Source organism: Terriglobales bacterium (genome assembly GCA_035651655.1).
Lineage (GTDB): Bacteria > Acidobacteriota > Terriglobia > Terriglobales > Acidobacteriaceae > DASRFG01.
In genome coordinates this window covers 62,958-84,892 of the sequence record DASRFG010000028.1, presented here as the reverse complement: position 1 = coordinate 84,892, position 21,935 = coordinate 62,958, and the positions used below count along the sequence as shown (strand labels likewise).

Sequence of the window (21,935 nt, the reverse complement as noted above, 5' to 3'; positions counted from 1 at the left end):
TCCTAAGGACACGGCAAAGTTGCAGCCGTGTGAAAGGTTTTATGCGCAAACTCGGAGTCGGAATTGCCGTTTTCATCGGTCTCATCATCCTGGTGTTGCTGATCGCACCTGCTTTCATAAACGTCAATACTTATCATGACAAGATCCAGGCGGAGTTGCAGCAGAGGCTGGGCCGTTCCGTCAGTTTGGGCACCATGCACCTCAGGTTGTTGCCCCCAAAGTTCAGGGTGGATGATGTGACCATCGGCGACGATCCCCGGTTCTCCGCTTCGCGTCCGTTTGCGCAAGCTCAGGAATTAGATGTTGCGATCAAGCTGCTGCCGCTGCTTCATAAGGAAGTCGCCATAAGCTCGCTGGAACTGGTTCGGCCGCATGTGGAGCTGATTCGCAATGCGCAAGGTGCGTGGAACTTCGCCACTCTGGGCAAGAGTGCACCCGCAAACCAGAGTACAAGCCAGCACACCGCTCCTGCCGAAAACCCAACCCAGCCCAATGCATCCCGGCCGCCGACGCAGCGTAATGCGAAGCAGGCGCCTCCATCCCAGCCTGCCGCCACCACCACATCAGCTCACCCACCGCAGAAGCAGCCGCAACAGGCGTTTGCGCTGGACAATCTGCGGCTGACCGATGGCCAGATCGCCTTAACAGACTTCCAGAAACACCAGTCGCGCGCAGTCTACGACCACATTGATCTTCAACTTAAGAACTTCGCTGTGGACGAGCCGTTTTCGATTTCAGCGACCGCGCACTTGCCGGGCACAGGCAAGCAAGTCGTCAACCTGGATTGGCACGGCGGCCCACTCAATAGCGACAACATGATCAACACGCCATTCCAAGGCACGCTGAAGCTGGAGCAGGTCCCCTTGGACGCGGCGCAAAAATTTCTGAATGCCCCCGCGCTCGCCGGTACGGACGCAGTGATTTCCGGCACGATGCACGTAAACAATCAGACCGGCCAACTGGCCTCTGACGGTTCAATCAAGCTGGAGAAGGCACGCATCCGCGGCGTGGACGTTGGTTATCCCATTAGCGCCGATTATGAGGTGACCGACAACTTAAACACTGACGTCTTGAACATAGCCAAAGGCTCGTTGCGCTTGGGGTCTGCTCCGCTTTCTCTCACTGGCACCATGGACACCAAGCCCACCCCGGCGCAAGTCAACCTACAGCTCAAGGCAGGAGATATTTCCATTTCTGAAATTGCCCGGCTGGCTTCAGCTTTCGGAGTGGCATTCAACCCGGGCACCACCATAAACGGAAGACTTACTGCCGACGTTCACGCACAGGGCCCAACCAGCCAGCCTGCTCTAAACGGGACACTTTCAGCCCGGAATGTGCAGATCAGCGGCAAGGATGTGCCGCAACCAGTGAGCGTCAATGCTTTGGATCTAACCTTGACTCCCACCCAGGTCCGCTCCAATCCATTCTCAGCAGTGGCAGGCAGCACCAATGTAGCCCTGCAAGTCACCTTGGCGCAGTACACCAGCCCTTCTCCGGCGGTGGATGCCACCTTGCGTACTGCCAACGCTCAAATCAACGAGCTGCTGAACATCGCTAAGGCTTATGGGGTCTCTGCGCTGGCTGGAGCGAGCGGCAGCGGAGTTCTAACCTTGAACGTCCATGCGACCGGGCCCCTGAAGAATGCTTCTGCAATGAACTTCAGCGGAAATGGCAATGTGCGGAACGCCACCTTGAAAACGCCGTCACTCACGCAGCCATTGAACCTGCGGAACGCCGACCTGCAGTTCACACAAAACTCGGCAATTCTGCAGAACCTGACTGCGGCTCTTGGCCAGTCAGACGCAAGTGGCAATCTGACCGTCCGCAACTTTAGCGCGCCGCAAGTGCAATTCAATATTTCTGCAAATCGCATCAATGTGCAGGAGCTGCAGCAGATAACCTCTCCGGCAAATCCGCCGGCAGCCAAACGCGCTTCGAACCATGGTTGGAGCATCCTGCCTAGTGCCTATGCAGCGCCTGCGCCACAGCCCGGCATTCTCCAGAAAATCACCGGCAACGGAACCATCAACGTCGCCACCATCATGAACGACCAGCTCATATTGAATAATGTCCGTTCAAATGTCGCGCTGGACCGCGGTCTCATCCGTATGGCGCCATTGACCGCGCAGCTCTATGGAGGAACGGAGAATGGCGCGGTCATACTTGATACCCGCCAGACCCCGCCGGCGGTAAACGTCAATACCACGCTTTCAAATGTCGATGCCAACAAACTGGTGTCCTCAGTCTCATCGCTGAAGCAGACACTCTATGGCATCTTGAGTACCAAAGGTCAGTTGGGATTCAGCGCCGCTTCCTCCACCGAAATCGCGCGCACTCTGAATGGCGCGACGGCAATCGACCTTAGCAAAGGCCGGATCATGGGCATGGACCTGCTGCGCGAGGTCGGAAATATTGGGAAATTCCTCAACGGCCAACAGCAGGCGAAGCCATATACCGACATCATGAAACTTGCCGGGCATTTCAACATCAAGAACGGTGTGGCACAGACCAACGATCTGCAAGCCACAATTGATGGTGGCAGCCTGGGGGCAGTCGGTGCCGTTGGCCTGGCTGACCAAAGCATCAACCTGCACCTTAGTGTCGTGCTCTCAAAATGGTTTACCCAGAAAGTTGGCGGCAATTCTGTAGGCGGATTCATGAACACTGCGCTACAGAACGATCAAGGCGAACTGGTGATTCCGGTGATTGTTACCGGAACCTTTCAGCACCCACAATTTGCGCCCGACATTGAACAGGTGGCGCAGATGAAGCTGAAGCACCTGCTGCCCAGCAGCAAAAATCCAGGCGGCATGGTCTCCGGAGTGTTGGGCAACATTCTGGGCAATCAAGGGGGGCAACAGGCCACCCCGCAAACCCAGCAGAATCAGCCGCAACAAAATCAGCAGCAGGACCCTAACGCAGACGCTGTTAACAACGTGCTGAACCAGGTATTCGGCGGAAAAAAGAAGCAGCAACAACCGCCGCCGCCGCAAAAATAATTCCTCGTTCCGAGAGGGCTTTGGCCGCGAGGAATCCCTATGGCCTGCAAGCTTCTTGAGCTTCAGGAATTCCTGAGCGAGGACCGGGCGCTGCTAACGCCCGGTCTATCGATCCTTATTTACTTCCTTCGGCTACATCTTTTGCGCCGGATTTAAATTCTGCGGCCGTTATCGGCTTATGGCCCACCGACTGCGCGTTGACGGCCTTTCCAGGAGGCACGGTTGCTCCAGCAGGCCACAGTGAGAAGATCAGGCCGTCTGTCGTCGCCACCAGGTCCGCAACTTCTTTCGCCTTGTTCTCCGGGAGATCATGGACCTGTACTCGACCGGTGGCGATCTCCAGCCGGTGGTCGTGCCAATTGCGGTTCCATTCTTTTAACGAAACATTGGCCCGAGTGATTTTTTTGGCAATGATGTATTCCACCTGGCTTAGCCTGGCATTGGGTTCAGCGCTGTCATAGATCAAGCACACGATCACTGGATCAGGGGAATGCACCTTGCAATAGTGATGAAAGGGACCCATCACTTGACCATTGACCACGTGGGGTGCCGTAACGTGCACGGTGTACCCCTCCGCCGGTGTTGGCTGTTTAGCTTCTTGGCCAACCGCCAGCACCGCTGTAGACACGCATATCAGAGCTAGGCACACGTTCTTGTTCATAGAGTTCCTCCGGTGAATTCTTTGCGAGGACTATTGGGTATGGGACTGCCGTTGTCCGCCGATCAGCGGCGGCAAAAATACCGTAAAGGATGATGCCCGTCAAGACCACAACTCTAAGGCGCGGTGAGCGAGCCGAACTGTTGGGTTTTTGGAGAGTAGATGACTAGCGGGAAGCTTCTTCCAACCGGCCCTGCTCCAGCTTTTCCTGGCACTCGATACAATGCCGCGTCCAAGGTACAGCTTCCAGGCGCTTGGAATTGATTTCTTTGCCGCAGGAAATGCACTCGCCGAAGCTGCCTTCCCGGATCCGGCTTAATGCCCCTTCCACCATCTGCAGGAGCTGGCGCTCATTATTGCTCTGATGGAACAGAAATTCCTTGTTGTAGGAGCTGGCCGCACGGTCGGCAATGTCCTGTGCCGAGTCCTCGTCGGCAGCTCGACCGTCCTGCTCGGTGCGCGATACATTGCGCTTCAGCTGTTGCTGTCGCTCTTCCAGCCGTTTTTTGAAAGCTTCCAGCTTTTTCTTGTCCATACGTTGTAATGGCGGCCCAAAGGCCGCCTCTCAGAAGAAGTTATCCACTGGAGATTAAGGAATTATCATATTCGCCGGTCGGGACATGCGTCAAATCACGCGCTGATCGATGAGGACGAACTTCGTCCGCATCGTGCCACCAGTTCGTTCCTGCCGTCCACGACACGCACAAATTGATGTCCACCCATGCGCAGTTCTAAATCACGTGACGCTTCTTATTTCGAGGGTTTGGGTGAAATGGCGTCTCTCTTTTGGCAAAGGCAGAGGTGACGCTGTTTTGAGATTATTAGCACTCTTTCCAGGGGGAAAAAAAAGCGGCCCTATTTCTAGGGCCGCCCTTAAAGAGGCAAGGGAGGGAGGGAAAGTCAGGGAAGGCAATGCTTATGGTTCTGCCAAGCAGAACCTTCATGGAGTTGTTGAAAAAGTACGAAGAGAGTTGAAGTCATTTCCGGTTGAACGGCCTCTTTTATTGCTTCCGTATGTTGCACTTACGACGCCAAACCGGGAGCTCATTGACGGGGAGCGCAGACCAACAAAGTCATTGCTGAGATTAAAGTTAGGTGGGTTTTGGGTAAATGGGCAACTCTCAAGCAGGCTGTTGCATGACAACATGTTGCAAAGCGGTTCCACACCTAAGCAGGGGTTTGCTCACTTGAAGGCCGATTCTGCTCTTCCATTAATTTCAGCTTATTGAGCAAGGCCTTGTAGCTGATCTTCAGGATTTTAGCCGCTTGTCTCCGATTCCAGCGCGTCTGCAGCAGCACCTTTTCGATGGCTTCCTGTTCGGCCTTCATGGCCGCTCTTCGGCCAATCTCCAGCAGCGACAAGCCTTCTGCGCTGGCCCCATTGGAGCCATTCTTGCCAGAGACGGCTTCGCCTGCTGACGACGGGTGGATCGCCGGTTCGGTCTGCGCGTAGGAAGAGACGATCGGCTTATGAGTGGAAAGCTCACGCAAAATTTGGGCTTCATTGCCGACGATCACATAGCGCTTGACCAGGTTCTCCAGTTCGCGGATGTTACCCGGCCAGGTGTACTCCATCATGCGGCCGATTGCGTTATCACTGAACGGCGGCGGTTGTTTGCCGTAGTGTTCGCTGTATTTGCGCTGAAAGAATTCCAGAAATATCGGTATCTCTTCCCGGCGCTCCCGCAGCGGAGGGATGTGAATGCTTACGACATTCAGCCGGTAGAATAGATCTTCGCGGAAGCTACCTTCCTGTACCGCGCGTTCCAAGGCCTTGTTAGTGGCCGCCAGAACTCTGACGTCTACCGAAATGTCGCGCTTGCCGCCCAGGCGGGAAAACTCGCCATCCTGCAGAACATGCAACAGCTTGGCTTGTAAGGCGGGATGCATTTCACTGATCTCATCTAAAAACAACGTCCCGGTATTGGCCTGGTCAAACTTCCCAGGTTTCTGCCGGTTGGCGCCGGTGAAGGCTCCTGGCTCATAGCCGAACAGTTCGCTTTCCAGCAATTCGTTGGGGATAGCCGCACAGTTCACTTTCACAAATTGCCGATCGTGCCGGGACGACAGCGAATGCACCATGCGGGCAACCACTTCTTTTCCGGTTCCGCTTTCACCCCGGATGAGCACCGTGGCAGTCGTATCGGCCACTTGCTCGATGGTCATTTTCACCTCTTCCATCTTTGCGCTGCTGCCGTAAAGCATGGAAAAGTCGCTCTGCCTTCGCACCTGCTCGCGCAGCTGGGTCACCTCGGTTACAAGCCGCTGCTTATCGAGGACCTTGGCGATGCGTATATCGAGCTCCTTCGGCTCAAAGGGCTTGCTGATGTAATCGTCCGCCCCCATTTTTGAGGCCTGAAAGATCAATTCCGGATTGTTTTGCCCGGAGAGCATGATCACCGACACGTCGGGCTTGATTTGCTTTATACGTTCCAAGGTCTCAATGCCGCTCATGCCGCTCATGCTGACGTCCAGCAACGCGAGCGTAGGATCGAAGGAACGAAACATTCGGATCGCTTCCTCGCCACTGGCCGCGGTGTTTACCTCAAAGTTGCGTCGGGTCAGATAAGAGGAAAGATAGCGGGACATGGTGCCATCGTCGTCAACGATCAGCACGCGCGTTTTTTGATCAGTCAATTAGGGACCCCCCTGAGCCGCGACGCCGGTTTTAACCCCGTAGCCGTTGAGAATGCGGTTTTGTTGAACCATTCCGGCGTTTGACCCCATATGCATCCAAGGGAGTCCGGCGACCACACTTTTGGGTGCTAGGGCTGGACGACCCACTCTTGGGTGCTAGGGCCGCTTTCATTGTAACTGGATTCCACAAGTTGGAATCAGGTTGCCTATTTCTAAGGTTCTGCTCCTCGGGAGCTATTCAGGCCGAAGCTGCGCTACCAAAACCCACGTCACGGGACCTTATGGGGAGGGTAAAAGAGAAGGTACTACCGTCGCCGGGACTACTTGCCAGGTGTAGCTGTCCCCGGTGGGCCTCTACTATCCGTTTGGCAATGGCAAGACCGAGGCCCGAACCGTCGCTTCTGTGCGAGGTCGGAGCATCGGCAGACTTGCTCAAAATGGGGTGGACTTCATCATTACGAACCTGGGCAAATTCGTCGAAGATCCGAACTTGATCTTGCGGAGCGATACCTATGCCCGTGTCTTGTACGCCGATTTCAACCGTCCGCGACTCCACGTGATGACGCAGGCGGATCGTTACATTTCCCCCCGCGGGAGTGAATTTAAGGGCATTACCTACAAGATTGATTAACACTTGCTCGATGCGTTCGGAATCCACCTCAACCCGGGGGATGCGAGATGGAAGTTCCACCCCTAACCTGATCTGCTGAGCGCGGGCCGCCTGATGGAACAGGGCAGCCACGCCGTTCACCAGCTGGCGCAAATCGGTAGCCGCAAAATTCATTTTCATCTTGCCGGATTCGATCTGGCTTATATCTAACATTGAATTCACCAGTCGTATCAGACGTTTGCAGGCGGCGATTGACTCCACCATGGTCTCTTTTTCGGCGGCGTCGAGGCGATCTTCCAGGCTTTCAGCCAGCATCGCGTTATAGCCGAGAATCACGCTAAGCGGAGTGCGAAGCTCGTGCGTGGCTATGCTCAGGAAGTTGGACTTCAATTTATCTAATTGACGCAACTTCTCATTGGCTGCACCCAGCTCTTCGTTGTTGCGCTGCAGTTCAGCAATCAGGGTGGCGTTCTCCACTGCCATAGCAGCCTGGCAAGCCAAGGCTTGCAAAAAGCGCTGTGCAGAAGCATGAAAGTCGTACGCCTCACCCGCATTGTCGGCGCAGAGCACGCACACGAGCCGCTCGTTGACGACTCCCGGCACTAACGCGTACGAACGCGCACCCGCATGCTCGGCCCAATGGGCAAGTGGAGCTACTTCATCGCGTTCGGTGATCACCGACCCACGCTCCAGAACATGCAGCAGGGCGGGCTCCTCTAGAGCTTGGCACAGCGACTCGGAACCTTCCTGCCACTTTCCGTAGCTTCTGGTCAGCAACGAAACCTGCCTCACTCCCAGGACACCGCGCGCGGCGGCTGAGACCTCGCTTGCAATCACGCGAACATCATGGGACTGGGTCACCGTCCCGCTGACGCGATAGAGAGTGTCGATTTCCGATAGACGCTTTCGTTCCAGGGAGCGGCGCACTGCCTGCTTCAGTTCGTCAACCTCGATGGGCTTCAATAAATACTCATAAGCGCCCAATCGGACCGCTTCCAGGGCCGAATCTACCGAACCATAGCCGGTCATCATTACGGTTACAGTCATTGGGGAGCACTTGCGCACTTCGGCCAACACCGCCAACCCATCCACTTCGGGCATCTTCAGGTCGGTCAGCACCAGGTCGAAGTGGCGCTGCCGAATGACGTCCAGCGCCGCAGCACCGTCGCCGATGCCTTCGACCTCATAATTTTCGAGTTGCAAAATGGCTTTGGTGGTTAGAAGGACTGCCGCATCATCATCCACAACTAGGATTCTTGCCTTGGAAGAAGCTATCACGGTTTAACTGACCTGGCAGGATCGAAACCTGTACCCATGACTATGATGCAGCTTCGACCATTAACGTCTAATTTAGCTGCTGCCTGCAACGGTGCGCAACTTCCCGGGCAGGAAACGATAGGGAGGCCACGGGCCGCTGATCACTAATTCACAGTTCTTTAATTGCTTCGCGGCAGAAGTGAAACGGTTTTGGTACTTAAGTACAGATTTGTTATCAATGAGGTGGGCGATGTCAATCATCATTCCATCGGCATCCACCTTCTTGCAGGTAACGTCTTCTTCGAGGGGATTGAACATGCGATGAACCTGCACCGATAACGCTCGTGCCTTGGTTTGGCGCTCGCGTTCATGCGCAGCCTTCTCCCGCAGCTTCACCAGATATTCTCCCCCAACCGTTGCCGGGAGCTGGACTTCCGTCATGGCCTCGCGCAGAGAACCGTCATGCACCACAAGTTTCAGGTGCATTTCCGCCTTTCCGCGGAGCCGTTGGACACTTTGGAAGAAGACTTTGCGATTCGAGCGTACAGCCTGACGAAGGGCGTCGTCGCAGTCAAAAATCGTACCGAAGCGGAAAGGAAGCACCGTCATGGTGCGGAAACATGCGCTCACCACGCGGGCGTGGTCCAAGATGGCTTTTTTGTCCAATTCCCCGTTGCGCGTGTACTCGCTGACAATTACCGCGAATTCACCGCTGGGATAGCTGAGGACGGGAGCGCCATCCACTCCGGTTATGCTTTCTAAAATAGAAGGGCGCCGTGAGCGGGCGCCATTGTGAAGCTGCTGTTCGGTGATGCAGTATGCGTACCACGCCATAACTCTATCTCCGCTCAGGACCGAAGCGAAACCTACCGTTTCGGCAATTAACATCCTAGGACGACGGTCGAATCTGGGAAAGCGGCTAGATACTACGAGATGGACAGTGCCACGTCCAAGGTGCATCTTAGAACGTATTGCAGCTAAATAGCAACTATCTTGTGTTCTCAAAGACAGGAATTACCGCCCGGACGCCTTTTTTCCCTATGCCATTTGGAATATTCGGCTCGAGAACGGCTCGGGCAACCACCCTTTGCATTTCATCTGCGGGAGCGGGTTTCCCCGTCCATATCTCAAATTGACGGGCCGCTTGATGGACAAACATTTCCATCCCGGGTATCACCTGAACGCCCTTCGAAAGGGCGAGCCTCGTAAGCTGGGTCTCTGGAGGGGAGTACACCATGTCCAGGAGATACTTGGTGTTGATCTCCTTTTCTCCCAGTGGCGACTCCTTGGAATTCCCCATTCCCACCGGGGTCGCATTGATAATGACGTCGAAGCTGAGCTTCTTGAGGTCGGCGCGCCGAATGAAGCGAACATGCGCCTGGCGAGCAAGTTTCTGGGCAGCCGCCGGGGTACGGTTCAAGATGTAAACTTCCACGCCTCGTTCCTTCAGGCCAAAAACTGCAGCTCGAGCCGCGCCACCAGCGCCGATTACCAACACCTTAGCGCCGGGCAAGGGCAGGCGCAGCTCCAAGGGACGCAGCACGCCGGCAACATCGGTGTTGAAACCATAGAGCTTCCCATCCGCACCACGAACCACGGTGTTGCACGCGCCGATCTTCTTGGTGTGCGCGTCGTAGTTGTCCAGGTGCTTCAGAATGGCTTCTTTGTACGGCATGGTTATGCTCAGACCCTGGATGGGAATGTCGCGGGTGCAAGCCAGCAGGTCCTCAAGGCTCTTGGCGTGCAATGCCAGGTAAACGGCATTCACATTCTCCCGCCGAAAGGCGGTATTCATGACCAGCGGTGATAAGGAGTGGCCTATGGGATCCCCAGCAACACCGTAAACCTTGGTAGCCGCATCCACTTGCTCAATGCGATAAACATCGCGCAGGGTCTGAGCTGACACCTGGCCGGGAGCGGTCTCCTCACCGGGAGCGGCCGACGCAAAGGTGAAAACACTGCCAGCTCTCAATCCCAGGACGCGGCTGATGATCCCCTGCTCTCCCATGCACAAGCCAACTACCGAATACTGGGAACCGTTCTGCTCCAAAAACTTCATCATCACGACGTTGTCATAAAGCGTCGTAGCGGTAGTAACAAGTTTGTAGAAATCAGCGCCGAAGCTCGTCATCTTCTGGAAGGTTTCGGCCAATTTTCGGGTAGCACGAAAGTCGTGGAACGAGAGGATGAGTGCGCCTCGGCTGCGGAGGCGTTGCAGCTCCCGAGGCTTGACCGCCGCAGCACTCTGCAACTCCACATCCACCAGTTGGCAGCCGTTAGCGACGGCTTTGTAAAGCAGATCCAGCTGGCTGGCTACCGAACCGCGAAACTTGCCACCATTGATGGCCCGCCGACAGGTGGCGACCACCAGGGCCCCGGGGTGTGCATCAAGAAAACGTCTGAGTTTGGGGAGCGCGGTTGCCGGTCGGGGTAGGTAATCTAACCTCAACTCAATAAAAGGGTTATCGCGCACCAAGAGTTCCGCTTTGTCAAATAGCCCTTCCACATCCGCGTCTGCCAGCGCGACGCAAAGCCGTGGCATGTGGTTGGGTAGCATCCGAGGAACGTAACTGGATTGGGCGGCACTCATTGGCTGATGGCGTCGGCTCTAAGGTCGGGCGCGATATTACAGGTGCCACAAGACAGATGCAATAACATTGCAAGCTGGGTTTCCGAGCGCCCATGTACCTTTCCTATCACCTGCGTAACCTTGACCCACCCGTACTGCCTTGCTAACGTCCGTGTAAGACACGCCATTTCTTGGTTTTGGAGCTAAATGGTTCTTGTCGGACAGGGCTCACGAGGGGCTGTGCGAAGGGGAGGATACATGACGAAGACAGTTTTCTGGGTACTTCTGCTGGTGGGAGTCTCGCTGGGGCAGGAATCCGGCCCAACTCCGGATGTCACGACTTCTCAGGACCAACTAGCGGGAGTCTCAACCTCAGCGAATACCCATCCCGTGGAACGTGTCCAAACCCCAACCTATGAAGATCTGTACTGCGCGGGATTCATCACTAAACAAGATGTTCCGCACGACACATTTGTCGCCGGCGGATTGCACTCTCCACACGCCACCAAGTTCGTGAAGAATGAAGTCATCTACCTGAGCGGCAGCAAATTTAAAGAGGGCGACCGGGTAGCGATCATACGTGAGCTGGTGGATCCCAACCGGTATGAAATGTTTCCCGGCCAGTTCAAGCTATTGAGCGCTACCGGCCAACCGTATGCTGAGCTCGGGCACGCTCGCGTCATAGATACCCGGCACAATATGGCGATCGCATTACTCGATTTTAGTTGCGAGCCGATCGTGGTCGGAGACCAGGTGATTGCTCTTGCAGAGAGGCAGCAGGTCTCGTACCGCAACCCGCTTCGCTTTGACCGTTTTTCTCCGCCTAGCGGCAAGACTAGCGGTCAGATCGTTCTGGGCAAAGACTTCGACAATTTCCTCGGCACTGGCAGGAAAGCGTACTTGACGGTGGGCGCCGATAAAGGCGTTAAAGTCGGCGATTATTTCCGCATCACCCGCGACTATATCGAGGACCTCGAGGATCCCGTCGACTCTCTTTCTTTCAAGGCTTCCTACGCTGAAGACACACAGATGCATCCGCCCTCAGTGGAATCGGCCTGGTGGAAGAGAAGCAAGGGCCCTGTGGTTCATGTAAAAGATATGCCGCGCCGCGCCATGGGAGAGATGATCATCCTAAGCACCACTCCCACCAGCGCGACTGGAATGATCACCTTTGCTCTGGAGGACATCCACGTAGGCGATGGCGTCGAACTGGAAGACACTCCGCCGGCGACAGCATCAGTCTCGGACGAAACTCCAGTCCAAAAGTGACATTGATCTGACTTGCTGTAACGCGGACCAGAGACAGTCGAAGCCTATTCGGCGCTGGTCCGCTGTTGTGTTTAGGCAGCCGCTTTAGCTCGGCTATTCGTGCTCGCCGAATACTTCCGCGGTAAAGGCCTCCAGGATCGCGCCATGCTGCCAGGCATCGCTTCCCAGACCGGCTTTACGGCAGACCTGCTGCAGAAATGTGACGCGGTCCCAGCCATGCTCAATAGGCACCTGTGGCAACAGCAGGCCTCGGCTGGTGCCAAACGACAGGAGAAGCCCGTGCTTGCCGAGAACGATCTCCTCCGCCGTGACTTGAACCAGACGCGAAAGCACGGAGATCTCGATCTTCAACCGGGTGGCTTCGTCTGGCGTCACCGGTAAAAAGCGCATATCCTGGAAGGCTGCTGCCCGCGCCGTTTCAACTATGGTTTGCACTAGCGGCGCAACCGGATAAACGTATCCCACGCAGCCGCGCACCTCTCCTTCCAGATATAAGGTCGTGAAAGCGCCGCGCGGTTCCTGGAGACGGCCAGCTGTCCCAGGAAGGACCACGTCCCGTTGTTCCAGGGAAGACAATATAGCTTCTCGCGCAAGGCGTATCAGGGAGAGTCTTTCTTCGGGGGAGTACTGCGGGTCTGGATCGGCAATGGCTGGGACGGCAAGCTGGCTTATACCCACACGCCCTGCTTTATAAGAGCGGTCTTCAGGTGGCAGCGACATCGCGTTTGCGGCGGCGGCTCAAAATGAAAGCCCGTCGCTTCCTCTTGACCACGTGGCGATCAATCTTCGACCAAAAAGCCGCAAAATAGTCGCCGGCGGAAACCAGCGATAGCACCACCATGAACCAAATGGCGGTGTGAGCAATCACCTCAACCGGAAACACAAGGTTGTTGCGCAGGTACAAAATCGGCCAGTGGTGGTCGAGAATCGCCGCCACCACGGCGACGATTTGCACCACCATCTTGAATTTTCCAAGGTCGCTGGCTTCAATGGTGAAGCCCTCCGAGGCGGCAATCGAGCGCAATCCACTGACCAGGAACTCGCGCCCAATGATCACCACCGCCATCCAGGCAGGAACCACGCGCGGGTTGAACTGCACCAAAGTGACAAATGCCGCGGCCACCAGCAGCTTATCGGCGAGCGGATCGAGCAACATGCCCATGGTTGTAATCTGGCCCCGACGGCGGGCGAGGAAGCCGTCCATCATGTCGGTCAGCGAGGCCGCGATAAACATCGCCGAGGCCAGCAGTTCTCTTTCACCATTGCTGCCATTGAAGCGGCTGCTGGAGAGAAGCCAGATCAGTACTGGAACACTGAAGATCCGGGTCAACGTGATGTAGTTGGGCAGATTCACAGCACAAACTGCTGGTAAATTATCCTCCACCCCAGTGAGGGAAAGCAATTAAGCGGGGAAAGAACAAACCTGTCGGCGAGTGGGCCTGCGAAATGGGTTTTAGGGTTGGAACCAATACTCCCGATCAACGTACTTTAGTCCCAACGCTTAGGCGTAGATTCCCCGCACTTTGATGGTGGAAGCGACGCGATCAATCGCCAGCATATATGCCGCAATACGATTGTTGACGTTATGGGCTTCAGCGTACTGCACTACGTCATCGAACGAGGAGCGCATGATGTGATCAAGCTGCTCGTTAACCACCGATTCTTTCCAGAAGTAACCCTGGCGATCTTGTACCCACTCGAAATAGGAGGCGGTCACACCGCCGGCGTTGGCCAGAATGTCCGGGACGATAAATACTCTCTTATCGCCGAGGATGTCGTCGGCCGCGGCGGTTGTGGGTCCATTCGCCCCTTCGACCAGGATGCGAGCTTTAACCTTATCGGCATTGCGACTGGAGATCTGGTTCTCCGTAGCGGCGGGAATGAGGATGTCGCAGTCTGTGACCAACAGGGCGGCTGAATCATACGGCTCCGCGCCGGGAAATCCGTGGATGGTGCGGTTGCGTTTTTTGTATTCCACAAGCGCTTCAATGTCTATGCCGTTCGGGTTATAAAGTCCGCCGTCCCATTCGGCTATGCCGATGATTTTGTAGCCGCGCTCGTGCATCAGGCGCGCGGCATTGGAGCCCACATTACCGAATCCCTGAATGACCACTCGCGTTTGCTCGCGCACCATGTTGAGCTTCTTCAGGGCCTCGTCGCAGATCACCATCAGGCCGCGTCCGGTGGCTTGCAGGCGCCCTTGCGATCCGCCCATGCTCAGCGGCTTGCCGGTGACAACCGCGGTCACTGTCTGCCGCATGTGCATGGAGTAAGTGTCCATCATCCACGCCATTGTCTGTTCGTTGGTATTCATGTCAGGCGCGGGAACGTCCTTCTCGGGGCCGATGAATTCCACCAGCTCAGCGGTATAACGGCGGGTCATCCGCTCCAATTCTCCCATGGACATCTTTTGCGGGTCGCAAATAATCCCCCCTTTGGCCCCGCCAAAAGGAATATTGACTACGGCGCACTTCCAGGTCATCCAGCTAGCCAGAGCTCGGACCTCATCGAGGGTTACGTCAGGTGAATAGCGCACTCCGCCTTTGGCCGGACCGCGCGCGATGGAGTGTTGCACGCGAAACCCGGTAAAAACTTCCAGCCGCCCATTGTCCATACTTACCGGAATGTGGACGATGATCTCGCGGTTGGGATAGCGCAGGACCTTCCAGAGACCTTCGTCGAGGTTGAGCTTCATGGCGGCGAGATCAAAACGCGCCGCCTGCGCTTCCCAGGGATTAATTTCCTGTTCCAGGGCGAGAGTCTTCATCATGATCTCCCATTAGTGCAGCTATAACGCTGGGTAGAACTCCAGTGTAGTCCGTTCAGGCAAACGATGCAGTATACGAAGGTGCCGGAGGTAGAGGCAAGCTAGAGACGGTAACGAATAACGTTTGTGGATATACAAAGTAACCCGTGGCGATGGGGATACGACAGCGCACGGCCGGTCTTTCAAGCTGTAAGCGCTTCTCAACCTAAGCGCCCGACTCTGATCTCCATGCCTTCGGCCGCTGCTCGCACTCGCGGATAGTAGTTGCTGGCTTCGTTGACGATGCGGTCGATGCAGGCGTCGTCATGGTCGGGGTCGTGATGGAATAACACCAGCTCCTTGGCTCCGCTTTCCAACACGATGTTGACAGCCTCGCGCCAGTGACTATGGCCCCAACCGCGGCGCTGAGTTTCGTATTCGTCGGGAAGATATTGTGCGTCGTAAATCAGAATGTCAGCGCCTTCTGCCAGTTTGCGGACTTCTTTATCGAAGACAGGATGCCCAGGCTCATTGTCAGTGGCATAAACCAGAACACCATCCTTGCTCTCAAGACGAAATCCGAGGCTGCCCTGGGGATGATTGAGCCACTTGGTATGGATGGTGCAATGCGGCATTGACATGGGGCCGTCCGGGATATCGCGGAAGTCGCGCCTGGCAGCCATTTGACTCATGTCCACCGGAAAATATGGATCTTCCATCTGATCTTCGAGGAGCCGCTGCAAGCCGCGCCGGCGCTTCGAGGAGTAAAAAATAAATCGGTTGTCAGTTCCCTCATAAAGCGGACGGAAGAACGGAATACCCTGGATGTGGTCCCAATGAAAATGGGAGATGAATATGTGAGCGTTGACGCCCGCGCCGTTGGCGTTCAGGTGTTTGCCCAGATTACGGAAACCTGTTCCGCAATCAAAAACGTACAGATGGTCGTTCAGGCGCACCTCGACACAGGAGGTATTGCCCCCATAACGCATATTCTCGGTTTGGGGCGTGGGGGTAGAGCCCCGTACTCCCCAGAATCTAACTAGCATGCGCCTCCGCGCGGACGGGTGGTTAGGTTTGCTCATCTTCCTCTGTGTTCAAGGCTTCGTCAATTACCGAGAGTGCACGTGCCAAAGGGTGGCCGCTGAAATGGATGACTGTAAGTTGCTGAATATACGAGGGTTGATCGATGGTATCGTAAGCACAGAGACCCGCGGCACAGTTCCAAAGCGGAACCCACATATAATGGCCACCTCTTGCCCGCTATGGCATCTTTTACGGCTCGCGAGAATACTGCTTCCAATTCATGCTGCGTCCCAATTATCAGGAATTCCTTCGGCTGGCCCGGGACTCCACACTAGTACCCGTGGCCAAATCGGTGACAGCTGATTTACTGACGCCTGTGTCTGCGTTCTCGGCCATCGCAGCCGACGAGCCCGGCGTCTTTCTGCTGGAGTCGGTTGAAGGCGGAGAGAAGATTGGCCGCTACACCTTTCTGGGCGCGCGTCCCTACATGCAGGTGCAGGCCCGGGGTAATGAGATCACCATAGTTCGTGGCCGTAAGCGCGAGCGGCGCACCGGAAATATATTCGAGACGGTGCAGCAACTTTTGCGTCAGCATCGGCCGGCGACTATGCCAGAGCTGCCTCCCTTCACAGCAGGAGCGGTGGGTTACTTTTCTTACGACGTAGTGCGTCATCTGGAAAACATTGGGGAACATGCCAAGGACGATCTGCACATTCCCGATTGTGTGCTCATGTTCTTCGACCGCTTGTTGGCGTTCGACCACGTGCGCCACCAAATCCAGATCATAGCGGCGGCCGATGTCACCGCTGAAAGTCCGCGGCGTGCCTACGAGCGAGCGCTCCGTGATATCGCCATGCTTGAAAAAAAGCTGGCCGGTGGATTTCGCGCCGCCCAGAAGCGTCGTCCGTCAGCCGGCAACCTGCAGGTACGATCAAACACCAGCCGCGAGACTTTCCTGGGCAACGTCCGCCGTATGAAGGAATACATTTTTGCCGGCGACATATTTCAGGCAGTGCTATCGCAGCGCCTGGAGTTCCATCCGGGAGCGCCTCCCTTTGATCTTTATCGCGCATTGCGCATGGTGAATCCCTCGCCGTATATGTACTTCCTGCGATTCGCCGATCTCGACGCCAAATCCGGCGCCAGCAAAGAACCTTTGCATGTGCTCGGTTCCTCACCGGAGATGCTGGTGCGAGTGGGCGGCCGCAAGCTCGAGTATCGTCCCATTGCCGGCACCCACCCACGTGGCCGGGATGAAGCTGAAGACCAGCGACTGGAGCAACAAATGCGGACCGACGAAAAGGAACGTGCCGAACACGTCATGCTGGTAGACCTGGGCAGGAACGACGTCGGTCGGGTCAGTGAATACGGCTCGGTGCAGGTGCGGGATCTGATGTATGTGGAGCGTTACTCGCACGTCATGCATCTGGTCTCTGCGATTGAGGGCAGGCTCCGGCCAGAACTGGACGCTCTGGATGCCTTCGCCGCGTGCTTTCCCGCCGGCACCCTCACCGGCGCGCCTAAGGTGCGGGCCATGCAAATCATTGAGCAGCTGGAGCCCGTGCGTCGCGGAATATACGGCGGATCAGTGCTTTATGCTGACTTCGCCGGAAACCTCGATTCATGCATCGCTATCCGCACGATGTTATTGAAAGGCAAGCGCGCCTACTTGCAAGCCGGCGCGGGTATCGTCGCGGACTCCGACCCGCAAAGCGAGTTCGAGGAATCCTCCAACAAGGCGCAAGCGCTGCTAAAGGCGGTGGAATTGGCGAGAGCCGGCCTCTAACAGGCACACGCCTGAGTAGGTGTTTACGGCCGCAGTCCGATAACTGCCATTAATCTGCCGGTGCTTCCCTTTTCCGCTCGATAGGAGAACAAAAGGTCCGTTCGGCACGAGGTGCACAGCGGTGAACTTTGAATGTTCTTCGCTAATAAACCTGCGTCGAGTAGTTGTCGAGTATTGGCGGCGACCAGGTCGAGAAATATCTTGGGGATGTCCGGGCCGTGGCCTGGCGCCCGAGCATTCATGAATAGCAGAGGATATTTTTCGCGCACCGGATCAGAATCGCGCAACTCGCGAAACAGATCGTCAGCGTATGAAAACTGTGAATGAAATTTCTCCCGCAGTTCTTGCCCGACCTCATAACAACAGGCGTGAATTCCGGGGCCGATGGCTGCTTTCAGGTCACGCGGGGAAGTGCCGAAGTGACGCTGCATGTCGCCTACACCTTTTTTAACGATGCGGGCGAGGGTGCCACGCCAGCCGGCATGAAAAGCGCCTACCACTCGTCGCTTGGTGTCCACTAACAGGACTGGAAGACAATCGGCGGTCTGAATACCAAGAAGCAGACCTGTGGTATTGGTAACCAGTCCATCTCCGGTCAGGACGTCCGACGACGCATCTTCGACGACATGAATAATGTCTGAATGGATTTGACGCAGCGTGATGAGCTTGAACACCGGCGCTTCCACCCCAAGCTTGCGTAGAAAGGCCTCTCGATCATGCTCCACTGTCTTCGGCGAATCGCGCTCGGTGAAGCCCAGGTTGAGAGCTCCGCCGCCGTAATTGGTTGATGATCCGCCGGTACGGGTGCTAAACCCATGTACCAGCCAGGGCAGCTTTAGTATGTCCGATTGCAGGACCTGGAGTTTCGACTTTGGGGTTCTGGATTTTTTCGAGGGCCGCGTCTTTGCTGATGGCACGATTCCGATTCTAACCTGCTCGAGTATGTCTGATTGGTTCGCTGGGTCGAAGCCGGCCCAACTGAAATCTCATGTATATTTCTAACTCTATGTACGAGGACTTTCATGCGGTGGACCGTTGGACCGGGGAAGAACTGCATTGCATGTATCAGTCTCTGATCCTGGCGATCTCCACGCGCCACGCGGATGCCGTGGACATAAAATTTTTGGCCGGGGGCCGTTCGGCATGGATTGCTCTTCCGATGGCGGCGTGGGTGGAATACAAGAAGCGCACCGGCAAGCCAATCACCGATCCTTTGGCCGTGCAGGTTGCCGGCCACTATCTGAAAAGCGCAATCGAGTCCGGCGAGGACGGCGGGCGCGAGCTTTATTCCCTTACCGTCCAGGAAACCCTTCTTCACCTTGATGCGGTCATAAAAGAAGCGCGCACCGGCATCTCGGCCTGATGCAGCCAACCAAACTGCCATTCTTCAGCTCAGAGAATGAGAGTTCCGGCTTCGGATGCCACTCCGGAATGGGAATCCTTAACAATTGTCGGCTGCCGTAATCGGCATTACTGGTTGAGGTTACCCCCGAAGCGTAGACTTGGAACCTATTGGGGATTAGGGCACAATATGCCGTCTCCTGCATTGTAAGGAGCCGCACTTATGTCAACGGCCGCTCAACCCGATTTAGCTGAACTGCTGCGCCAGGAAAAGGTGCACCGCAACGATTCAGCCGCCATCCTGGTGGAACATTCCATTGCGCGACACGAAGCACGTCTGGCGAGCAACGGCTCTCTGGTGGGGTATACCGGCCGTACCGGTCGTTCCCCCAAAGACAAATTCATTGTCAAAGACGCGCTTACTGCGGAAAACGTGCATTGGGGCGCCGTCAATCAGCCATTTGAGCCCTCCAGATTCGATGCCCTCTATGACCGGGTGGTGGAATATCTCCGCGGGCGCGAGCTCTTCGTCCAAGACCTGTACGCTGGCGCCGACCCCGAGTACCGCCTCCCGGTGCGGGTCGTGACTGAGCTCGCCTGGCACAGTTTGTTTGCCCGCCAGTTGTTTATTCGCCCCAGTAGTGGCGACCTGCAGAATCATCAACCCGAGTTCACGGTGATTGGTGCTCCCGACTTCAACGCCGATCCATTACGGGATGGCACCAATTCGGGAGCGTTCATCCTTTTGAACTTCGCCCGCAAGATTGTGCTGATCGGGGGCACGGCTTACGCTGGCGAAATCAAGAAGTCTGTTTTCAGTGTGATGAACTTCATCCTGCCGCCACGTGACGTTTTTCCCATGCATTGCTCTGCCAACATCGGCAAGGATGGAACTACAGCTCTTTTCTTCGGCCTTTCGGGAACGGGTAAAACCACCCTCTCAGCCGATCCCGATCGCCGGCTCATCGGTGACGACGAGCACGGCTGGAGTCAGAATGGGGTGTTCAATTTCGAAGGCGGCTGCTATGCCAAGTGCATTCGGCTCTCACAGCAGCGGGAGCCACAGATCTGGAATGCACTGCGTTTTGGCGCTGTCTTGGAGAATGTTGTGCTCCAGCCGGAGACGCACGTTCCCAATTACGACGACGAAAGCATTACGGAGAACACGCGAGCGGCTTACCCGGTGGAGTTCATTGATAACGCGCAGATTCCTGGCATTGGCACTCATCCCAAACATATCGTCTTTTTAACCGCTGACGCGTTTGGTGTGCTCCCCCCCATCTCGCGGCTCAACCCTGAACAGGCTATGTATCACTTCCTTTCCGGATACACCGCCAAAGTGGCAGGTACTGAAGCGGGCATGGGAAACGAGCCGCAAGCTACGTTTTCTACCTGCTTCGCCTCACCTTTTATTCCCCTTCGGCCGAAGGTCTACGCCGAGATGCTTGGGCGCCGCATGCGTGAGCACAGCGCTCAATGCTGGCTGGTGAATACCGGGTGGCAAGGCGGGAAATATGGCGTTGGCAAGCGCATGGACCTAAGTTACACCCGCGCCATGGTGCGAGCTGCAGTTGAGGGCCTGCTCACGAACGCTGAATTCGAAACCGAACCCGCATTTGGATTGAGCCTTCCGAAGGCCGTCCCCGCTGTGCCTCGCGAGCTGCTAAATCCCCGCAACGCGTGGCCTGACAAAACCGCGTATGACCGCGCCGCAGCCGAATTGGCTGATCGCTTTGTAAAGAACTTTGAGAGGTTCGAAGTCTCTGATGAGATACGGGCGGCGGGACCAAGACCATCTCGTAAATAGAACCGAACGCGTATCACTGCTGATGGAACCTGCATGCACAAATTTCTGGTGTCATTTTTTATCCTGGCAACCGCGCTTGTGCAGGCGTCGCCAGTGAAGACCGCTTTAGCACCCGACGCCGACAGCCCGTACACCAGCCAGCTCCATATCGCTTCGACATTTGCCATGCAAGACTTCGTCCTCGATGGCAACCTGGAAAAAGATGTCTGGAGGCGAACGCAGCATGTTCGTTTCGACACCGACTGGACGGGCAAGCGCAATTTTCCAGAACTGGCTACGGAAGTTGCCAGTCTGTGGACGGAAAAGTTCGTTTACTTTGCCTTCCGCTGTAAGTATTCGACCTTGAATGTTTATGAAGGCGAAGACTCTAGAAAAGAGCGTTGGGGACTGTGGGAGCGCGATGTGGTGGAGGTGTTCCTAAACCCGGAGCCCGCGCGAGTGAAGCACTATTATGAGTTCGAGGTTGCGCCCAATAATCAATGGGTGGACCTGGAAATCAATCTCGACAAGCATCCCTTCAACGCGGCTGCCTGGGATTCAGGTTTCGAGCACGTGACTCGCATTGATGCCCAGCGGAACATTTGGATATGTGAGATGCGCATCCCCCTGAGCGCACTCAAGGCCAGATTGAAAACGGGCGAGGTGTGGCGGATTAACTTCTTCCGCGCTGATGGCCAGGGTGATGACGCTTCACGCAAATTCCTCTGTTGGAGTTCTGTGCCCGCTTCTAAAGCCAACTTCCATACTCCCACGCGATTCGGCACCATTCGCTTCGTTAGGTAGAACCGGTGACTGAATAACTGAGTCGCGCAGCCTTCCGCGCGCACCGACTCTGGTAATCCCTGCCTGACCTTCAAACACACCCAAACCCACCAGTCGGTAAGCATGCATCTAAGCATCACCATGGCAACACAAGAAAGCACCGTCGTGAGTTCTTCCCGCCGCACCGCTCAAGAGATATTGGAAGATGTTGCCCAGAGTGGGCAAAGCGAATTACACCGTTCGTCGCGAGCTTTGGGGTTTTCCGGCTTAGCTGGTGGCCTGCTCGGGCCGCGAGCAAACAACGAGCTGAAGAAAGACCGTCCCGCGCCGCCGATACCACCCGACCAGGAACCCCGTTCGCCGGTAGAGGAACCTCCCGATGGGCCGCAGCCTGAGCCGCCTGCGCCGGTCCGTGAGCCGGACCCGACCCTGCCAACCCGGTTGTGAGGTTCGCGAAATCACCTGTTAGCC

Annotated in this window: 18 protein-coding genes; 7 read left to right on the top strand and 11 right to left on the bottom strand. The window is 56.0% G+C overall.

The annotated features are described in order from the left end of the window. The first annotated feature begins 41 nt into the window (after positions 1-41). A complete protein-coding gene (locus VFA76_14080; GenBank protein HZR32969.1) occupies positions 42-2,999 on the top strand; it encodes an AsmA family protein in 2,958 nt (985 codons plus the stop codon). A 115-nt stretch (positions 3,000-3,114) separates the two neighbouring features. On the opposite strand, the gene VFA76_14075 is transcribed toward VFA76_14080, so the two are convergent. The 6 genes from VFA76_14075 to aroE form a co-directional block, all read right to left on the bottom strand. Next, positions 3,115-3,660, bottom strand: a complete 546-nt coding sequence (locus VFA76_14075) for a DUF1264 domain-containing protein (protein ID HZR32968.1) — start codon at positions 3,658-3,660, stop codon at positions 3,115-3,117. A 163-nt stretch (positions 3,661-3,823) separates the two neighbouring features. After that, complete coding sequence (locus VFA76_14070) at positions 3,824-4,192, bottom strand: TraR/DksA family transcriptional regulator (protein ID HZR32967.1); 369 nt, start codon at positions 4,190-4,192, stop codon at positions 3,824-3,826. 632 nt (positions 4,193-4,824) lie between these two features. Then, positions 4,825-6,294, bottom strand: a complete 1,470-nt coding sequence (locus VFA76_14065; protein ID HZR32966.1) for a sigma-54 dependent transcriptional regulator — start codon at positions 6,292-6,294, stop codon at positions 4,825-4,827. A gap of 238 nt (positions 6,295-6,532) precedes the next feature. Continuing rightward, positions 6,533-8,182, bottom strand: a complete 1,650-nt coding sequence (locus VFA76_14060) for an ATP-binding protein (GenBank protein ID HZR32965.1) — start codon at positions 8,180-8,182, stop codon at positions 6,533-6,535. A 72-nt stretch (positions 8,183-8,254) separates the two neighbouring features. Continuing rightward, positions 8,255-8,995 (bottom strand): GvpL/GvpF family gas vesicle protein, encoded by a 741-nt coding sequence (locus VFA76_14055; GenBank protein ID HZR32964.1) that lies wholly within the window; start codon positions 8,993-8,995, stop codon positions 8,255-8,257. Positions 8,996-9,149: 154 nt separating this feature from the next. Continuing rightward, positions 9,150-10,703: a shikimate dehydrogenase gene (gene aroE, locus VFA76_14050; GenBank protein ID HZR32963.1), complete on the bottom strand. Its 1,554-nt coding sequence runs from the start codon at positions 10,701-10,703 to the stop codon at positions 9,150-9,152. A gap of 285 nt (positions 10,704-10,988) precedes the next feature. Between aroE and VFA76_14045 the strand changes: the two genes are divergently transcribed. Continuing rightward, positions 10,989-11,999: a hypothetical protein gene (locus VFA76_14045; GenBank protein HZR32962.1), complete on the top strand. Its 1,011-nt coding sequence runs from the start codon at positions 10,989-10,991 to the stop codon at positions 11,997-11,999. A gap of 93 nt (positions 12,000-12,092) precedes the next feature. On the opposite strand, the gene amrA is transcribed toward VFA76_14045, so the two are convergent. From amrA to VFA76_14025, 4 genes are all read right to left on the bottom strand, one after another. Continuing rightward, positions 12,093-12,719 (bottom strand): AmmeMemoRadiSam system protein A, encoded by a 627-nt coding sequence (gene amrA / locus VFA76_14040; GenBank protein HZR32961.1) that lies wholly within the window; start codon positions 12,717-12,719, stop codon positions 12,093-12,095. After that, on the bottom strand, positions 12,703-13,353 hold the full coding sequence (pgsA, locus tag VFA76_14035) for a CDP-diacylglycerol--glycerol-3-phosphate 3-phosphatidyltransferase (protein ID HZR32960.1): 651 nt from the start codon (positions 13,351-13,353) through the stop codon (positions 12,703-12,705). The genes amrA and pgsA overlap by 17 nt, the downstream gene beginning before the upstream one ends. Positions 13,354-13,500: 147 nt before the next feature. Continuing rightward, positions 13,501-14,766, bottom strand: a complete 1,266-nt coding sequence (locus VFA76_14030) for a Glu/Leu/Phe/Val dehydrogenase (GenBank protein ID HZR32959.1) — start codon at positions 14,764-14,766, stop codon at positions 13,501-13,503. Positions 14,767-14,966: 200 nt separating this feature from the next. Continuing rightward, positions 14,967-15,791 carry an MBL fold metallo-hydrolase gene (locus tag VFA76_14025; GenBank protein ID HZR32958.1) on the bottom strand — a complete coding sequence of 275 codons (825 nt, stop codon included), beginning with the start codon at positions 15,789-15,791 and terminating at the stop codon, positions 14,967-14,969. Positions 15,792-16,048: 257 nt separating this feature from the next. Here VFA76_14025 and trpE point away from each other — a divergent pair, with 257 nt between their 5' ends. Next, on the top strand, positions 16,049-17,554 hold the full coding sequence (trpE, locus tag VFA76_14020) for an anthranilate synthase component I (GenBank protein ID HZR32957.1): 1,506 nt from the start codon (positions 16,049-16,051) through the stop codon (positions 17,552-17,554). A gap of 23 nt (positions 17,555-17,577) precedes the next feature. Here trpE and pgeF read toward each other — a convergent pair whose 3' ends face one another. Further along, on the bottom strand, positions 17,578-18,471 hold the full coding sequence (pgeF, locus tag VFA76_14015) for a peptidoglycan editing factor PgeF (GenBank protein HZR32956.1): 894 nt from the start codon (positions 18,469-18,471) through the stop codon (positions 17,578-17,580). Positions 18,472-18,542: 71 nt separating this feature from the next. Between pgeF and VFA76_14010 the strand changes: the two genes are divergently transcribed. The 4 genes from VFA76_14010 to VFA76_13995 all read left to right on the top strand — a co-directional run bounded on the left by VFA76_14010 (position 18,543) and on the right by VFA76_13995 (position 21,911). Continuing rightward, positions 18,543-18,917, top strand: coding sequence for a hypothetical protein (locus VFA76_14010; protein ID HZR32955.1), 375 nt, complete (start codon positions 18,543-18,545; stop codon positions 18,915-18,917). Positions 18,918-19,118: 201 nt separating this feature from the next. Continuing rightward, positions 19,119-20,702, top strand: coding sequence for a phosphoenolpyruvate carboxykinase (ATP) (pckA, locus tag VFA76_14005; GenBank protein ID HZR32954.1), 1,584 nt, complete (start codon positions 19,119-19,121; stop codon positions 20,700-20,702). 33 nt (positions 20,703-20,735) lie between these two features. Continuing rightward, entirely contained in the window at positions 20,736-21,485 is a 750-nt protein-coding gene (locus VFA76_14000) for a carbohydrate-binding family 9-like protein (GenBank protein HZR32953.1), read from the top strand. Positions 21,486-21,605: 120 nt separating this feature from the next. Then, on the top strand, positions 21,606-21,911 hold the full coding sequence (locus VFA76_13995; protein ID HZR32952.1) for a hypothetical protein: 306 nt from the start codon (positions 21,606-21,608) through the stop codon (positions 21,909-21,911). Positions 21,912-21,935: the final 24 nt, after the last annotated feature.

Excerpts from the sequence above, each read along its gene's own strand:
- VFA76_14080 (HZR32969.1), top strand. The coding sequence starts at position 42 with ATGCGCAAACTCGGAGTCGGAATTGCCGTTTTCATCGGTCTCATCATC.
- trpE (HZR32957.1), top strand. The coding sequence starts at position 16,049 with ATGCTGCGTCCCAATTATCAGGAATTCCTTCGGCTGGCCCGGGACTCC.
- VFA76_14075 (HZR32968.1), bottom strand. The coding sequence starts at position 3,660 with ATGAACAAGAACGTGTGCCTAGCTCTGATATGCGTGTCTACAGCGGTG.
- VFA76_14025 (HZR32958.1), bottom strand. The coding sequence starts at position 15,791 with ATGCTAGTTAGATTCTGGGGAGTACGGGGCTCTACCCCCACGCCCCAA.
- VFA76_14045 (HZR32962.1), top strand. The coding sequence starts at position 10,989 with ATGACGAAGACAGTTTTCTGGGTACTTCTGCTGGTGGGAGTCTCGCTG.
- VFA76_14030 (HZR32959.1), bottom strand. The coding sequence starts at position 14,766 with ATGAAGACTCTCGCCCTGGAACAGGAAATTAATCCCTGGGAAGCGCAG.
- VFA76_14070 (HZR32967.1), bottom strand. The coding sequence starts at position 4,192 with ATGGACAAGAAAAAGCTGGAAGCTTTCAAAAAACGGCTGGAAGAGCGA.
- amrA (HZR32961.1), bottom strand. The coding sequence starts at position 12,719 with ATGTCGCTGCCACCTGAAGACCGCTCTTATAAAGCAGGGCGTGTGGGT.
- VFA76_14010 (HZR32955.1), top strand. The coding sequence starts at position 18,543 with ATGTATATTTCTAACTCTATGTACGAGGACTTTCATGCGGTGGACCGT.
- VFA76_14000 (HZR32953.1), top strand. The coding sequence starts at position 20,736 with ATGCACAAATTTCTGGTGTCATTTTTTATCCTGGCAACCGCGCTTGTG.
- pckA (HZR32954.1), top strand. The coding sequence starts at position 19,119 with ATGTCAACGGCCGCTCAACCCGATTTAGCTGAACTGCTGCGCCAGGAA.
- VFA76_13995 (HZR32952.1), top strand. The coding sequence starts at position 21,606 with ATGGCAACACAAGAAAGCACCGTCGTGAGTTCTTCCCGCCGCACCGCT.
- VFA76_14055 (HZR32964.1), bottom strand. The coding sequence starts at position 8,995 with ATGGCGTGGTACGCATACTGCATCACCGAACAGCAGCTTCACAATGGC.
- aroE (HZR32963.1), bottom strand. The coding sequence starts at position 10,703 with ATGCCACGGCTTTGCGTCGCGCTGGCAGACGCGGATGTGGAAGGGCTA.